The organism is Albibacillus kandeliae (assembly GCF_003116585.1).
Taxonomy (GTDB): Bacteria; Pseudomonadota; Alphaproteobacteria; order Rhodobacterales; family Rhodobacteraceae; genus Albibacillus; species Albibacillus kandeliae.
Genome location: NZ_QEHM01000006.1, coordinates 44698 through 59552 on the forward strand (window position 1 = coordinate 44698; position 14855 = coordinate 59552).

Annotated in this window: 14 protein-coding genes; 4 read left to right on the plus strand and 10 right to left on the minus strand. The window is 65.8% G+C overall.

What is annotated here, in order from left to right; all coding sequences use genetic code 11:
- Positions 1 to 3 precede the first annotated feature (3 nt).
- The 3 genes from DDT93_RS13585 to DDT93_RS13595 form a co-directional block, all read right to left on the minus strand.
- Positions 4 to 933, minus strand: a complete 930-nt coding sequence (locus DDT93_RS13585) for a 3-hydroxyacyl-CoA dehydrogenase NAD-binding domain-containing protein (protein WP_109466399.1) — start codon at positions 931 to 933, stop codon at positions 4 to 6.
- On the minus strand, positions 930 to 2498 hold the full coding sequence (locus tag DDT93_RS13590) for a class I adenylate-forming enzyme family protein (protein ID WP_109466400.1): 1569 nt from the start codon (positions 2496 to 2498) through the stop codon (positions 930 to 932). The genes DDT93_RS13585 and DDT93_RS13590 overlap by 4 nt, the downstream gene beginning before the upstream one ends.
- Before the next feature lie 132 nt (positions 2499 to 2630).
- Complete coding sequence (locus DDT93_RS13595) at positions 2631 to 3251, minus strand: glutathione S-transferase family protein (protein WP_109466401.1); 621 nt, start codon at positions 3249 to 3251, stop codon at positions 2631 to 2633.
- Between the two features lie 151 nt (positions 3252 to 3402).
- Between DDT93_RS13595 and DDT93_RS13600 the strand changes: the two genes are divergently transcribed.
- On the plus strand, positions 3403 to 3705 hold the full coding sequence (locus tag DDT93_RS13600; protein WP_109466824.1) for an SH3 domain-containing protein: 303 nt from the start codon (positions 3403 to 3405) through the stop codon (positions 3703 to 3705).
- Positions 3706 to 3818: 113 nt separating this feature from the next.
- Complete coding sequence (locus DDT93_RS13605; protein WP_109466402.1) at positions 3819 to 4112, plus strand: cupin domain-containing protein; 294 nt, start codon at positions 3819 to 3821, stop codon at positions 4110 to 4112.
- 134 nt (positions 4113 to 4246) lie between these two features.
- Here the strand turns inward: DDT93_RS13605 and DDT93_RS13610 are convergent, their stop codons facing one another.
- The 7 genes from DDT93_RS13610 to DDT93_RS13640 all read right to left on the minus strand — a co-directional run bounded on the left by DDT93_RS13610 (position 4247) and on the right by DDT93_RS13640 (position 12018).
- Positions 4247 to 5392, minus strand: a complete 1146-nt coding sequence (locus tag DDT93_RS13610) for an iron-containing alcohol dehydrogenase (protein ID WP_109466403.1) — start codon at positions 5390 to 5392, stop codon at positions 4247 to 4249.
- Complete coding sequence (locus DDT93_RS13615) at positions 5389 to 6771, minus strand: aldehyde dehydrogenase family protein (protein ID WP_109466404.1); 1383 nt, start codon at positions 6769 to 6771, stop codon at positions 5389 to 5391. The genes DDT93_RS13610 and DDT93_RS13615 overlap by 4 nt, the downstream gene beginning before the upstream one ends.
- Positions 6772 to 6783: 12 nt before the next feature.
- Complete coding sequence (locus DDT93_RS13620; RefSeq protein WP_109466405.1) at positions 6784 to 8148, minus strand: glutamine synthetase family protein; 1365 nt, start codon at positions 8146 to 8148, stop codon at positions 6784 to 6786.
- A gap of 88 nt (positions 8149 to 8236) precedes the next feature.
- Positions 8237 to 9274: a TRAP transporter substrate-binding protein gene (locus DDT93_RS13625; RefSeq protein ID WP_109466406.1), complete on the minus strand. Its 1038-nt coding sequence runs from the start codon at positions 9272 to 9274 to the stop codon at positions 8237 to 8239.
- A 58-nt stretch (positions 9275 to 9332) separates the two neighbouring features.
- Entirely contained in the window at positions 9333 to 10658 is a 1326-nt protein-coding gene (locus tag DDT93_RS13630) for a TRAP transporter large permease (RefSeq protein WP_109466407.1), read from the minus strand.
- Positions 10658 to 11254 (minus strand): TRAP transporter small permease subunit, encoded by a 597-nt coding sequence (locus tag DDT93_RS13635; RefSeq protein ID WP_109466408.1) that lies wholly within the window; start codon positions 11252 to 11254, stop codon positions 10658 to 10660. The genes DDT93_RS13630 and DDT93_RS13635 overlap by 1 nt, the downstream gene beginning before the upstream one ends.
- A complete protein-coding gene (locus tag DDT93_RS13640; RefSeq protein ID WP_109466409.1) occupies positions 11251 to 12018 on the minus strand; it encodes an N-formylglutamate amidohydrolase in 768 nt (255 codons plus the stop codon). The genes DDT93_RS13635 and DDT93_RS13640 overlap by 4 nt, the downstream gene beginning before the upstream one ends.
- Before the next feature lie 132 nt (positions 12019 to 12150).
- Between DDT93_RS13640 and DDT93_RS13645 the strand changes: the two genes are divergently transcribed.
- The gene (locus tag DDT93_RS13645; protein WP_232825456.1) at positions 12151 to 13014 is read left to right on the plus strand and encodes a MurR/RpiR family transcriptional regulator; all 864 of its coding nucleotides are present in this window, start codon (positions 12151 to 12153) and stop codon (positions 13012 to 13014) included.
- A 102-nt stretch (positions 13015 to 13116) separates the two neighbouring features.
- Positions 13117 to 14850, plus strand: coding sequence for a PHA/PHB synthase family protein (locus DDT93_RS13650; RefSeq protein ID WP_109466825.1), 1734 nt, complete (start codon positions 13117 to 13119; stop codon positions 14848 to 14850).
- The last annotated feature ends 5 nt before the right edge of the window (positions 14851 to 14855 follow it).

The window sequence follows — 14855 nt, forward strand, 5'->3', positions numbered from 1 at the left end:
ATTTCAGAGGCCGAACCTGGCTTTGAGTCCGGCGAGCGCCACAAGGGCAGCATCTCGCCGCTGCGTCAAGGTCGCCTCGTCCTGCCCCGCCAATTCCGCCTCGACCCCGGCCACCAGCCTGTCTTTCAGCGCCTCCGAGAGAGGCGTCTCGCCCAGCTCGCGCCAGCGCGCTTCCTGCGTCGGGCCGAGGTGATCGAGGTAGTGGCGATAGCCACCAGCCCCGCCGCCGAGGTGATAGGTCAGGTGCGGCCCCATCAGCGCCCAGCGCATCCCGGGGCCATAGGCGATGGCCTTGTCGATGTCGGCCACATCGGCGATGCCCTCGGCGACCATGTGCACCGCCTCGCGGTAGAGCGCCGAGGTCAGGCGGTTGGCGAGATGCCCCGCGACCTCCTTCTTCACCCGGATCGGCACCCGCTTCATCTCGAGATAAAAGGCCTCGGCCCGGTCCACGGTCTCGGGCACGGTCCTGTCACCGGCCACCAGTTCGACCATCGGCACCATGTGCGGCGGGTTCATCGGGTGCGCCACCATAATGCGCTCGGGGTGGCGGGCATGGGCCTGAATGTCGCTGGCCTTGAGCGAGGATGTGCTGGAGGCGATGATCACGTCGGGCGCGATAACCTCTTCCAGCCGGGCCACGAGATCCTGCTTGATCCCGATCCTGTCCGGGCCGTTCTCCTGCACGTAGACCGCGCCGGAGAGCGCCGAGATGTCGGTGGTGACGGTCGCCCGCGCCGGGGTGGCGGAGAGCGTCAGATCCAGCGCCGCGAGATTGGGCCAGGCTGCCGCGACGAAGCGGTCGAGGTCCTCGACCGCCTCGGGACGTGGGTCCACCACGATGACCTCGGCCCCGCGCGCGAGGAACAGGCTGGCCCAGCTCATGCCGATGAGCCCGCCGCCCAGCACGCCGATGGGGCTGCTGATGGTCATGCGGGCTGTTTCTCCCAATAGGGCACCCGCAACTCGCGCTTGAGAATCTTGCCGATGGAACTGCGCGGCAGCTCGTCCCGGATCTCGACGCCCGACAGGCGCTGGCTCTTGCCCAGCTTGGCGTTCGCCGCATCGCGGATGTCGTCGGCCGAGCGGCTCGTCCCCGCGCGCACCACGACGAGGCCCAGCGGGGTTTCGCCCCAGGCGTCGGACGGAACACCGATGGCCGCCGCGTCCACCACATCCGGATCGGCCAGCAGCACCAGTTCGAGGTCGTTGGCATAGATGTTCAGACCACCGGAGATGATCATGTCCTTCTTGCGGTCGGAGAGGACAAGGAACCCGTCCTCGTCGAAGGAGCCCATGTCGCCGGAGCGGAAGTAGGCATTGCCGGCCGCGTCGCGCCAGATGTAGTCGGAGGTCAGGTCCTCGCGCCCGAAGTAGCCCGCCATCATGGTCGGCGAGCGCCCGCAGATCTCGCCCACCTGCCCCTTGGCCACTTCCTTGCCGGCCTCGTCGATCAGACGGATTTCGCAGTTCGGCGCGGGCTGGCCCACGGTGTGCAGCTTGTGCGGGGTCTCGTCGGCGATCAGCACGGTCACCCCGCCGCCCTCGGTCAGGCCGTAGTACTCGACCAGCTTGCCCGGAAAGCGCGCCAGCACGTCGGCCTTCACGTCGGCGCGCAGCGGTGCGGAGGTCGAGCATTTCATCCGCATCAGGGACAGATCGAAGCTGTCGAACTCGGGCACGTCCATGATGCGCTTGTACTGCACCGGCACCAGCATGGTGTGGGTGATCTTCTCGCGTTCGGCCAGCTTGAGATACTCGCGGGCGTCGAACTTGGGCATCAGCACGACGGTGGAGCCGCCCACCAGCGTCGGCAGGAAGGCGACGATGGTGGTATTGGAATAGAGCGGCGTCGAGAGCAGCGTCCGCGCCTCGTCGGCATAGCCGTTGGCCTCCACCCGGTCCATCTGGGCCGCCCGCATCCAGTGATTGTGCAGGATGCCCTTGGGGGTGCCGGTGGTGCCCGAGGAATAGATCAGGTTCACCGGGTCCGACATGTCGATCTCGACCATCGGGTCGGTCGTCTCGGCCCCGGCCAGCATGGTCTCGTAGTCCTCGAAGCCCGGCGCGGCAAAGTCGATCGCCACCTTGAGACAGTCAAGGCGGTCGACGAAGGGAGCGGCAAGGTCGCGGTACTGTTCGGCCAGGAACAGCGCGCGGGCCCCGCAATCGGCCATCATCTTCTCCAGCGCCTCGGGCGAGGCCATGGTCGAGAGCGGCGTGATGCAGGCCCCGGCGCGGGTGATCCCGATGAACAGCTCGGCGTAGGGAATGGAATTCGGCGACAGGACGGCCACGTTATCGCCCCGTCCGATCCCGCGCGCGATCAGCGCATTGGCCACGCGGTTCACCCGCGTATCGAAGGCGCCCCAGGTCAGCCGGGTGTCGCCGCAGACCAGTGCCTCCTTCTCCGGATGCTCCTGCGCCCGGACGCGGATCATCTCGACAATGGTCTCCTGCGGCGCCACCTCGGGCATCGGCGGATTGATCTCGACCATGGGAACGGTTCCTCCTCCTCTTCCTCCGGGCCGGAGATTAGGCGCCCCGGCGCGGAACACAAGGTCTCTTCCGCTCTGCGGAGCGGAGTTCCGCAAGTCGGCGCGCCGGGCCCTCCCGCCGCGCCGATGGAGTCAGGCGAAGCTGTAGGCGCCGCCGCGTTCCATCGCCCGTTTCCAGGCGGGCCGCGCGTGGATCTCCTCGACGAACTGTGCAAGGCGCGGCAGGCGCTTGCCCCAGCCCTGGCGCACCGCGATCTCGGCCGGGAAACTCATCATCACGTCGACGGCGGAAAGATCATCGAGCACGAAGTGCCCCGAGGGGCGCAACATCTTGTCCATGAAGTGGAAATGGCTGTCGAGCTGCTGTTCGATACGGGGATGCAGCGGCTTGCCCGCCTCGCCCAGCCGAGAGGTGTAGAGCTGCAGCAGGATCGGCAGCATGGCCGACCCCTCGGCGAAATGCATCAGCTCGAGATGGGTGATCGCCTCGTCGCTGTTCACGCGGGGCAGCAGGTGACGGCCATAGCGGTGGCAGATGTACTCGACGATGGCCCCGCTCTCGGCGATCTTGCGGCCGTCGTGTTCGAGCACCGGCGCCTTTCCGAGCGGATGCACCGAGGCAAGCTCGGACGGCGCCAGGTTGGTGACCGCATCGCGTTCGTAGCGGCGCAGGTCGTAGCTGACCTCCAGTTCCTCCAGCAGCCAGAGAATGCGCTGTGAGCGCGAGTTGTTCAGGTGATGAACAAGAAACATGCGGTCCTCCCTCTTGCGGCAGAGAGTGGGGGCGGAGCCGGTGAATGACAAGTCCCCGCTTTCGGGGGGAGTTGCCGGGACCGCAGCTCGCTGTTCCTTTCGGTGCGGCGAGGCCCTAGAACTCGGGCGAGGCAAACGACAGGAGAGAATGATGCGCAGCGTGATGATGGGCGGTCTGGCGGCGGTGCTGCTGCTGGCGATGCCCCTGCCCGGCCCGGCCGTGGCGGCCCCGATGGGACAATACGAGGTGTCGGGCGTGGACGGCGACGACATGCTCAAGATGCGCGCGGGCCCCGGCACCGGCTACAAGGTTGTGCTGGGCCTGCCGAACGGCACCCGGCTGCGGGTTCACCAGTGCCAGCAGACCGGCAGCACCCGCTGGTGCGAGGTCTCGCTCGACGGCGCGCGGGGCTTCCGGGGCTACGTGTCCTGGGCCTACCTGCGCAAGCTCTAGGCCGGACGGCCAACGGCCATGCGCCCGCTGCAGGGCGGGATGCCGGTGCGGGGGCGTGACAGGCCGGGCAAAGAGGCTAAGCTCGGCCCGGTCAGTTGCAGGAAGGAGCTCCCATGCCGTTCGAATCCACCATCGCCGCCGTGCCCACCGTTCTGGCCGAGGATGCGCGCACCAAGGTCACCCGCTGGGACTTTGCCCCCGGCGCGACGACAGGCTGGCACGAGCACGGCATGGACTATTGCGTTGTGATCCTGACCGACTCGATCATGGCCTACGAGGCCGAAGGCGTGGTGACGGAGAAGCCGGTGAAGCCCGGCGACAGCTACCTGCGCCCCAAGGGCGTGAAGCACGATGTGAAGAACGCGGGCGACGGGCCGCTGTCCTTTGTCGAGATCGAGATGAAGTAGGACGCCGGCGGCGGAGAGTGCGGGAGCGAGGGGCCAGCCCCTCGCGCTCCCCGGGATATTTGCAACCCAAAGAACTGCGAGAGTTGCTTTGGGTAGCCGTGGAGTGAGGGGGGCGGCGCCCCCCGCCCCTGTTCTCAGATCGTCTCGATGAACAGCGCCTTGGTGTTCTGCAGGTTCATCTCGACCGGGTTGCCGCCGACGCTCGGGTCCTCCAGCGCCATTTCGGTCAGCTCGTCGATACGGTCGGTGCCGACGCCCATCTCGGACAGGCGGTCGGGGATGCCGAGCATCTTGCGCAGCTCCAGCACCCGGGCGCAGAAGCCCTCGTAGCCGCCCTCGATCCCGAGGTAGGCCGCAGCACGGTCCAGCCGGTCCTCCACCGCAACGCGGTTGAAGGCGAGCACGGCGGGCATCACCACCGCATTGGTGGTGCCGTGGTGGGTGTTGTAGACTGCGCCGATGGGGTGGCTCAGCGCGTGGATGGCGCCGAGGCCCTTCTGGAAGGCCACCGCCCCCATCGCCGCCGCCGCCATCATCTGGCCACGGGCCTCGATGTCGGTGCCGTCGGCATAGGCGCGCGGCAGGTATTCGTTCACCAGCCGCATGCCTTCGAGCGCGATGCCCTGGCTCATCGGGTGGAAGAAGGGCGAGCAATAGGCCTCGAGGCAGTGGGCGAAGGCATCCATGCCGGTGCCAGCGGTGATCATCTTGGGCATGCCCACGGTCAGTTCGGGGTCGCAGATCACCACGGTCGGCAGCACCTTGGGGTGAAAGATGATCTTCTTCACGTGTGTCTCGGAGTTGGTGATGACGCTGGCGCGCCCCACTTCCGAGCCGGTGCCCGCGGTGGTCGGGACCGCGATGATCGGCGCGATCCCCGCCGGATCGGCGCGGGTCCACCAGTCGCCGATATCCTCGAAATCCCAGACGGGCCGGGTCTGGCCCGACATGAAGGCGACCATCTTGCCGAGGTCGAGGCCGGAGCCGCCGCCGAAGGCGATCACGCCGTCATGGCCGCCTGCGCGGTAGACCTCGAGACCGGCGGCGAGGTTCTTCTCGTTCGGGTTCGGATCGACCTCGGAGAAGAGCGCGCGACCGAGGCCCGCAGCGTCGAGGATGTCGAGCGCCTGGGTGGTGATCGGCAGGCTTGCGAGGCCCTTGTCGGTCACCAGCAGCGGCCGGGAGATGCCGGCGCTCTTGCAAGCGTCGGCCAGTTCCTTGATGCGGCCGGCGCCGAACTTGATCGCGGTCGGGTAGGACCAGTTACCGGTGAGGGTCATTTCGTCACCTTTTTCAGATGGTAGGATTTGGGCCGGGTCAGGTTGTGATAGCCGATCAGGCTGAGCGAACCGCCCTTGCCCGTCTGCTTGCACCCGGTCCAGCAAAGCGCCGGGTCGAGATAGTCGGCGCGGTTCATGAAGACGGTGCCGGTCTCGATCTGGCCGCCGAGCCGCTCGGCGCGCTCCACGTCCTGCGTCCAGAGCGAGGCGGTCAGGCCGAAGTCGCTGTCGTTCATCAGCGCCAGCGCCTCTTCGTCGGATTTGACCGGCATGATGCCGACCACGGGGCCGAAGCTTTCCTCGCGCATGACGCGCATGGAGTGGTCGACATTGGTCAGGATCTGCGGCGTCAGGTAGGCGCCGCCGTCATCCCCGGCGAAGGTGTCGATATGGGGCGTGGCCCCTGCCGCGATGGCCTCGGCGGTCTGGGCGCGCACCAGTTCGGCAAAGCGGACGTTGGCCATCGGCCCGATCGAGGTCTCCTGCTCCAGCGGGTTGCCGAGTCTGTAGCCCTTCACGATCTCCACTGCCTTGGCGAGGAAGTCGTCGAACAGGCTCTCGTGGACATAGATCCGCTCGATCCCGCAGCAGCACTGGCCGGAGTTGAACATGGCGCCGTCGATCAGCGTGTCGGCGGCCGCTGCAACGTCGGCGTCCTCCATCACGTAGCCCGGGTCCTTGCCGCCGAGTTCCAGCCCGACGCCAGTGAAGGTGCCCGCCGCCGCGCGCTCGATGGTCTGTCCGCCGCTGACGGAGCCGGTGAAGTTGACGAAGCCGAAGGACTTGGCCGCGATCAGTTTCGCTGTGGTGTCATGGTCGAGGAAGAGGTTCTGGAACACGTCCTCGGGTACGCCGACTTCATGGAAGGCGCGCGCCATGCGTTCGCCCACCAGCAGGGTCTGGGTGGCGTGTTTCAGCACCACGGTATTTCCCGCGATCAGCGCCGGGGCGACGCCGTTGATCGCCGTCATGTAGGGGTAGTTCCACGGCGCGATGATCAGCACGACGCCATGCGGTTCGCGCTTGATCAGGCGGCGGAAGGTGGCGCTGTCCTCGATCTCGATGGGCGCAAGGCCCTGCGCCGCGATCTCGGCCATGTAGGAGGCGCGCTCGTTGAAGCCACGGAACTCGCCGCCGTAACGGACCGGGCGGCCCATCATGCGGGCCAGTTCCGGCACCACCTCGTCGTTCATCTCGCCCACGCGGGCGACGCCCTTCATCACCAGCTCGATCCGTTCGCCCAGCGGGCGCGCGGCCCATGCCTTCTGGGCCTTGGTTGCGCGTGCGACAGCATCCGCCGCGGCCTCAGCCGACAGCACGGGGCGCTCGGCAAAGACCGAACCGTCAATGGGGGAAATGCATTTCAGCACTTGTGTCATATCGTTTAGTCCTCAGGCCCGCTCGAACCCGCGGGCGATCTCCCAGTCCGTGACCGCGTTGTCGAAGCATTCCTGCTCCCACGTTGCGGCATGGGTGTAGTGGCGGATCACCGCCTCGCCGAAGGCGTCCTTCAGCATCTCCGACCCGGCCAGCGCCACCGTGGCGGCGATCAGCGATGTCGGGATTTCCTTCCGGTCGCCCTCGTAGGCGTCCCCGGTCGACGGCGAGCCGGGGTCGAGCTTTTCCTCGATGCCCTTGATGCCTGCGGCGATCATCGCCGCCATGGCGAGGTAGGGGTTCACGTCGGAACCCGGCACCCGGCATTCGATGCGCACGGCCTGCGTGCTGTCCCCGCAGATGCGGAAGGCGGCGGTGCGGTTGTCGACCGACCAGACCCGGCGCGTGGGGGCAAAGCTGCCCTTCTGGAAGCGCTTGTAGCTGTTCACGTAGGGCGCGAAGAAATAGGTCACCTCGCCCGCGTACTTCAGCAGCCCGCCGAGGAAATGGCGCGCCAGTTCGGACATGCCGAGCTCGGCGTCCTTGTCGAAGAAGGCGGGCTTGTCGTCCTTGTCGCGCAGCGAGATATGGACGTGCGCGGCGGAGCCGACCTTGTCGATCTTCCATTTCGGCAGGAAGCTCACAGCATGGCCCTGCTGCTCGCCCACTTCCTTGGCCGCGTGCTTGGCGATGGTGTGGAAATCGGCGGTCTCGAGCGCCGCGCCATAGCGGATGTTCAGCTCTTCCTGCCCGGTTTCGGCCTCACCCTTGGAGCTCTCGACCGGAATGCCGGACTTGTAGAGGCCGTTGCGCAGGGCGCGCATCACGTGCTCGTCCTTGCCGGTCTGCAGGATCGAATAGTCGATGTTGTAGTGCAGCAGCGGCTTCAGCTCGCGGTAGTGCTCGTCATGCAGCTGGGCATAGCTCTTCTCGAAGATGAAGAACTCGAGCTCGGTCGCGGTGATCGGCGCATAGCCCATCTCGTTCAGCCGGGCGATCTGCTTCTTCAGCATCTCTCGCGGGGAATGCTCGACCGGCGCGTGGCCGTGGTGGTCGAGCATGTCGCAGAGCACCATCGCGGTGCCTTCGAGCCAGGCGCAGACGCGCAGCGTCGAAAGGTCGGGGCGCAGGGTGTAGTCGCCGTAGCCGCGCTCCCAGCTGGTCGATTCATAGCCCTCGACGGTGTACATCTCGAGATCGGTCGCCAGCAGGTAGTTGCAGCAATGCGTTTCCTTGTAGGCGCTGTCGATGAAATGCGCGGCATGAAACCGTTTGCCCATCAGGCGGCCCTGCATGTCCACGGTGCAGGCCAGCACAGTGTCGATCCGTTCTTCCGCAACCGCGGCGGCCAATTCCTCGTACGTCAGGTTTCCGGGCATTTGCCTTCCTCTCTACCGTCAGCGGGGCGGCCCCGAGGGAGGCCGCCCCAATTCCATCCATGCCGGCCCCCGTTAGGGGCCGGTTCCTTTATCCGAAGGTGTACGGCGGACCGGCTTTCTCGATCACGCTGTTATACTCGCGGAAGATCTTCACGAGCTTGGCCGAGGTCTCGTTCGTCTCGGCGATCTCGTCCCAGAATACCTTGGCCGCGTCTTCGACCTGCTTCCACTCTTCTGCGGGAATCGAGGTAAGTTCAAGCTTGTCCCCGGTGGCGCGCAGTTTTGCCTCACCGCCCCAGTACCACTGGTTGCGATAGGTGTGGCTGGCCTCGATCCCGGCCATCACGACGGACTTGAGGTGCTCCGGCAGGTCGGCCCACTTCTGCTCGTTCACGTAGAACGACCCGATCCATGCACCCGAGATGTTGTTGGTCAGGAAGTAGTCGGTCACGTTGGCCCAGCCGACGGTGTAGTCCTCGGTGATGCCCGACCATGCCATGCCGTCGAGTTCGCCGGTCTGCACCGCGACTTCGGCGTCTTCATAGGGGATCGACATCGGCACCACGCCGAACTGCGCGAGGAACCGGCCCGCGGTCGGGAAGGTGTAGAGGCGCAGCCCGTCGAGATCGGCCAGCGAGGTGATCTTCTTCTTGGTGTTGAAGTTGCAGGGGTCCTGCCCGGCGGCCGAGAGCCAGGTCACGCCGACCTTCTTGTAGGCGTCGCGCCAGATGTCGGCCAGGCCGTACTGGTTGAACAGCACCGGAACGTCGAGCGAGTGCTTGGTGGCCAGCGGGAAGTAGCCGCCGAAGACCGTCACCTCGGTCGGCGCCGCCATCGAGTCGTCGTCCGAATGGACCGCGTCGATGGTGCCGGTCTGCAGCGCGCGGAACAGTTCGCCCGTGGGAACGATCTGGTCGGCGTAGAACAGCTCGATCTCCATCTCGCCGTTGGCGGCGTTGTTGATGTAGTCGATGGCGGGCTTGGTCACATGCTCGCCCAGCGCCGCACCGGCGTAGGTCTGGAAGCGCCATTTGATCGGGGTCTGGGCCTTGACGATGGCCGGGGCGGCCAGCGTCCCGGCACCGCCCAGGGCGGCGGTCGTCAGGAACTTACGTCTTGTGGTCATCCGTCTCTCTCCTTGTTGTCGGGTCCAGTTGGTCATGCCCCCTTTGCCGGGGGTCTGGTTATTTGTTGTAGAAGTAATCGGGCAGCCAGAGCGCGATCTCGGGCACCAGCATGACGATGACAAGCGCCAGTACCATCACCATGACAAAGGGCGTGATCGAACCGTAGATGTCGCGCATGGTGATCTCGGGCGGGGCCATCGCGCGCATCAGGAACAGGTTGTAGCCGAATGGCGGCGTCATGTAGGCGATCTGGCAGGTGATGGTATAGAGCACGCCGTACCAGATCAGGTCGAAGCCGAGTTCGCCCACCAGCGGCACGTAGAGCGGCGCGACGATCACCAGCATGGCGGTATCGTCGAGAAAGGTGCCGAGCAGCAGGAACGAGACCTGCATCAGGATCAGGATGGCCCAGGGGCTGAGGCCGAGCTTTTCGGTAAACAGCGACTCGATGGCCTTGACCGCGCCCAGCCCGTCGAACACCGCGCCGAAACACAGCGCCGCGAGGATGATCCACATGAACATGCAGGAGATGCCGAGCGTGTTCTTCACGCAGGTCTCGAACACGGTGCGGTTCATCCGTCCCTTGACCACGGCGGCAAGGAAGGCGGCGATGGCACCGATGGCCGAGCTTTCGACAAGGCTGGTCCAGCCTTTGACGAAGGGCACCATCATCACGAAGAAGATAAAGAGCGGCAGCAGCCCCGCCCCCAGAAGGCGGATCTTCTCGCCCATCGGAACGTTGCGCTCCTCGGCGTTCAGCACGGGTCCGAGGTTCGGCTGCAACCGGCAACGGATGGCGATGTAGATGACGAAGAGCGCCGCCATCATCAGCCCCGGGATCACCCCGGCGAGCCAGAGCTGGCCGACCGGCTGGCGCGCGATCATGGCGTAGAGGACCAGAACCACCGAGGGCGGGACGAGGATGCCGAGCGACGAGCCCGCCTGGATCACCCCGCTGACCATCCGCTTGTCATATCCGCGTTTCAGCAGTTCGGGCAGCGCGATGGTGGCCCCGATGGCCATCCCGGCGACCGACAGACCGTTCATGGCCGAGATCAGGACCATCAGGCCGATGGTGCCGATGGCGAGACCGCCGTGCAGCCCGCCCATCCAGACGTGGAACATGCGGTAGAGATCGTCGGCGATCTTCGATTCCGAGAGCACGTAGCCCATGAAGATGAACATCGGCAGTGTCAGCAGCGGATACCACTTCATCAGCTTCATGGCCGAGGAGAAGGCAAGGTCGTAGCCGCCCCGGTCGCCCCACAGCAGCAGCGAGGCCACCACCGCGACAAAGCCGATGGCGCCGAAGACGCGCTGCCCGGTCAGCAGCATCAGCATCATCGACGAGAACATCAGGATGGCGATCATCTCGTAGGACATCAGGCGGCGTCTCCGGTCAGGCGAAGAATGTCACGGAAGAACTCGGCAATCGCCTGAAGCAGCATGAGGAAGACCCCGATACACATTAGGAATTTCACCGGCCAGACGACCGGGCGCCAGGGGCTGGCGGTGCGTTCGATAAAGCCCAGCACCTCGCCCGCGGCCTCGGTCCCGCCAGTGAAGAAAGCGTGGAACAGCTCGCTGAAGAAGGCGATGGGGCTGCCGCCGAAATGGCCCAGCGAATAGGCGAAGGACGCAAGCCCGCCGTAGAGCAGGACGCCGAGGTAGAAGATCAGCGCCAGCACCGTGATGGCATCGACCCAGGCCTTGGTCCGGGTGCTCCACTCGGCATAGAGCAGGTCCATCCGCACGTTCGAGCCCATCTGGATCGAGTAGGGTCCGCCGATCATGTAGTAGGCGACCATCGCGAACTGGGCCATCTCGAGCGTCCAGAGCGAGGGCGTGCCCATGATCTTCGACGCGGAGGAGTACAGCAGGATCGCCATCATGACGAAGATGCCGTACATCATGATCCGCCCGACCCGGTAGTTGAACCCGTCGATGATGCGGATGTAGCCGCGCAGTGCCCCGGTCATCCCCTGCCCCCCTGCGCCAGTGCCCCGGTGTCGGCCAGCGACAGCGCCAGCGCGCCGCCCAGCAGCATCCCCACCCGCTCGATCCCCTCGGGATCGGCCAGAAGGTCGTTGCGGACCTCCAGCATCACGTTGAGCAGACCGCGCGACTGCGCGTGCTTGAGCAGCGAGTGGGTAACCCCGTCGTCGGGGCCATAGGGCTGATTGCGTTCCACTGCTTCTTCCGTCCGTTCGAGCCGCGCCAGCATGGCATCGGCAAGCCGGCTGTCGCTGTCGTGGAGCACGCCGATCTCGACCCGGCGGTGCCGCCCGAAATAGACCGGCGTAAAGCTGTGCACGGTGACGATTGCCACGGGATTGACGCGTTCGATGGCCTCGTCCACGGCCTTGCAGAACGGGCGGTAGATCAGCTCTTCCCGCTCGGCCCGTTCCTGCGCCGAGAGGTCGAAGTTGCCGGGAATTTCGTAGATCTCGCTGACCGCGGGCACCGCGTCGGGCGCCTCGGGCGGGCGGTTGCAGTCATAAAGCAGGCGCGACACATTCCCGGCGACCAGCGGAACCGACAGTGCCCGCGACAGCAGCCGCGTCAGTTCCAGTGCGCCCGGATCCCATGCCACGTGGCTGCGGGCCACCTCGGGCGACAGGCCAAGCCCTTTGTATTGTTCCGGAATTTCGCGCGAGGCATGCTCGCACAACAGCAGAACCGGGGCCGGTCCTTCCGGCCCCTCGAAGGTTGCAGCAGTGAACATCTTCTGGTGGCCGGTCATATTTCCCCCAACAGGCTCAGGTTTCGTCACCGCCCCGCGACCTGTCAACCTGATTTCTGAAAGTTTCTCTTCTTTTCTGATTGGAATGAAAATAAGGTTACAAAACTGGCAAGGCGGAGACGGACCCGGACAGTGGACGACACGGTACAGGAGCGACTGAAACGGGTGCAGGACTCGCTGACGCGGGCCGAGCGTCAGGTCACCGGTGTGATCCTCGAAAACTACCCCATGTCCGGCCTCGGCTCGATCACCCGCCTCGCCGAAAAGGCCGGGGTGTCGAGCCCCACCCTCGCGAGGATGGTGCAGAAGCTGGGCTATTCCGGCTTCCCCGAATTCCAGGCCGCGCTGCGCGAGGAACTGGAAGCGCAGATCTCGAACCCCATCGCCAAGCGCGACAGCTGGTCCGAGACCGCGCCGCACGGCCATATCCTGAACCGCTTTACCGATGCGGTGATCGGCAATATCCGCCAGACCCTTGCCGGGGTCGATCCGGGCGAGTTCGACGCGGTCACCGCCATGCTCGCCGACGAGAGCCACCCGGTCTACATCGCGGGCGGCCGCATCACCCACGCGCTGTCCGAGTACCTGTACCTTCACCTACAGGTGATCCGCAAAGGCGTGCACCACATCCGCGCCACCTCGAACGCATGGCCACATGCGCTGCTGGACCTCGAGGAATCCGACACCGTCGTCATCTACGACATCCGCCGCTACGAGAACTCGACGCTCAAGCTGGCCGAGTTCGCCGCCGCCAAGGGCGCGCGCATCGTGCTGATGACCGACCAGTGGCAGTCGCCCATCAGTCGGCTGGCCGAGTTCACCTTCAGCAGCCGCATCGCAGTCCCCTCGGCATGGGATTCGACCGTGGCGATGACGCTCCTCTCGGAAACGCTGATCGCGGCCGTGCAGGAGGCCGCATGGGATCGCACCCGCGAGCGCATGAAATCCCTCGAAGACATGTTCGACGCGGCCCGCATCTTTCGCAAATTCGTGTAGTTCATCCGCCAGAGTGGTCTCTGTCCCGGCTTTCCGGGGCCAGCCAAATGGTGTTTGATCGACATCAAGGGCGTTTCGTTTGCGACATGCGAAGGCGGTGCCATGAAGGACGAGTCACAGACCCACGAGCCCACCGGGCCCTCCCTGCCCTCCGACGCCGAGCGTCTCGACGGCAAGGCGCATGCCACGATTGCCCGCCTGACCGGCGGACTCTCCCCGACCGCGCTGGCCCTTGCCTGGACCGACTGGGCCATGCACCTTGTCGGCTCGCCGTCAAAGCAGCTTGAACTGCAGTCCAAGGCCCTCGAGGCGATGGCCCATGCGGCCGGGAACAGCGTGCGCGGCGCGCTCGAGGACAGCGGCGCGCCGGGGCCCGACCTTGCCGCCGACCACCGCTTCCGCGACCAGCCCTGGGCGCGCTATCCCTACGACGCCATCGCCCGCAACTTCCTGCTGATGCAGGACTGGTGGGACAGCGCCACCACCGGGCTGCGTGGGGTCGAGCGGCATCACGAGAACATGGTTCATGCCGGGGCGCGCCAGTGGCTCGACGCCATTTCGCCCTCCAACTGGCCAATGCTCAACCCCGTCGTCGTCGACCGGACGCTCGAGGAAAAGGGCATGAACCTGCTGCGCGGCGCCCGCAACCTTGGCGAGGACATGCTGCAGCAGGCAACCGGCGACCGGGTCACGGCCGAGGCGTTTCAGCCCGGCAAGAACGTGGCGGTCACCCCCGGCGAGGTGGTCCACCGCAACCGGCTGATGGAACTGATCCGCTATCGCCCCGCAGGCGACACCGTGCAGGCCGAGCCACTGCTGATCGTTCCGGCGTGGATCATGAAATACTACATCCTCGACCTGTCGCCCGGGAACTCGCTGATCGGCTACCTCGTCGAACGGGGGTTCGAGGTCTACGCCATCTCCTGGCTGAACCCCGGCGACGAGGACTCCGACCTCGGGATGGACGACTATGTGCGCCTTGGCGTGCTCGACGCGCTCGACACCATCCGCCAGATCGTGCCCGGCCAGAAGGTGCAGGCGCTCGGCTATTGCCTCGGCGGCACTCTCCTGAGCCTGTCCGCCGCCGCGATGGCGCGTGAAGGGCGCGACGACCTCGCGTCGATGACCCTGCTCGCCGCGCAGGTGGACTTCACCGAGGCGGGCGAGATCACCCTGTTCATCAACGACAGCCAGGTGGCGTTCCTCGAAGACATGATGCACCAGCAGGGCTACCTGAAGGCCAACCAGATGGCGGGCGCCTTCGAGATGCTGCGCACCAACGACCTGATCTGGGCCCGGATGATCCGCGAGTACCTGCTGGGGGATCGTCTGCCGATGAACGATCTGATGGCATGGAACGCCGACAGCACACGGATGCCGGCGCGGATGCATTCCGAGTACCTGCGCCACCTCTTCCTCGAGAACCAGCTTGCGCTCGGCCAGTTCGAAGTGGGCGGTCGCCCCGTTTCTCTCAGTGACATTGCCGTGCCGATCTTCGCAGTCGGAACCGAGACGGATCACGTGGCGCCCTGGCGTTCGGCGTGGAAGATCGGCCACCTTGCCGATGCGCCGGTCACCTTCCTGCTGACCAACGGCGGCCATAACGCCGGGATCGTCTCGGAACCCGGGCATCCGCGTCGCCACTACCGCGTCGGTGCGGTGTCGGGCCATGTCCAGCGCGCGGACGACTGGTTTGCTGCCCACGACCCGAAGGACGGGTCATGGTGGCCGGTCTGGGCGGACTGGCTGCTGCGGCAGTCCACCGGCACGCGCCCGGCAAATGCAAAGCCGCCCCGATCTCTCGGCGCGGCTCCCGGAACCTACGTCTTTGGCTGAGCTGG

Coding starts and splice junctions, on each gene's coding strand:
- DDT93_RS13605 (WP_109466402.1), top strand. CDS start 3,819: ATGCCGTTCGAATCCACCATCGCCGCCGTGCCCACCGTTCTGGCCGAG.
- DDT93_RS13640 (WP_109466409.1), bottom strand. CDS start 12,018: ATGACCGGCCACCAGAAGATGTTCACTGCTGCAACCTTCGAGGGGCCG.
- DDT93_RS13635 (WP_109466408.1), bottom strand. CDS start 11,254: ATGACCGGGGCACTGCGCGGCTACATCCGCATCATCGACGGGTTCAAC.
- DDT93_RS13590 (WP_109466400.1), bottom strand. CDS start 2,498: ATGGTCGAGATCAATCCGCCGATGCCCGAGGTGGCGCCGCAGGAGACC.
- DDT93_RS13625 (WP_109466406.1), bottom strand. CDS start 9,274: ATGACCACAAGACGTAAGTTCCTGACGACCGCCGCCCTGGGCGGTGCC.
- DDT93_RS13610 (WP_109466403.1), bottom strand. CDS start 5,392: ATGACCCTCACCGGTAACTGGTCCTACCCGACCGCGATCAAGTTCGGC.
- DDT93_RS13620 (WP_109466405.1), bottom strand. CDS start 8,148: ATGCCCGGAAACCTGACGTACGAGGAATTGGCCGCCGCGGTTGCGGAA.
- DDT93_RS13630 (WP_109466407.1), bottom strand. CDS start 10,658: ATGTCCTACGAGATGATCGCCATCCTGATGTTCTCGTCGATGATGCTG.
- DDT93_RS13600 (WP_109466824.1), top strand. CDS start 3,403: ATGCGCAGCGTGATGATGGGCGGTCTGGCGGCGGTGCTGCTGCTGGCG.
- DDT93_RS13650 (WP_109466825.1), top strand. CDS start 13,117: ATGAAGGACGAGTCACAGACCCACGAGCCCACCGGGCCCTCCCTGCCC.
- DDT93_RS13595 (WP_109466401.1), bottom strand. CDS start 3,251: ATGTTTCTTGTTCATCACCTGAACAACTCGCGCTCACAGCGCATTCTC.
- DDT93_RS13585 (WP_109466399.1), bottom strand. CDS start 933: ATGACCATCAGCAGCCCCATCGGCGTGCTGGGCGGCGGGCTCATCGGC.
- DDT93_RS13615 (WP_109466404.1), bottom strand. CDS start 6,771: ATGACACAAGTGCTGAAATGCATTTCCCCCATTGACGGTTCGGTCTTT.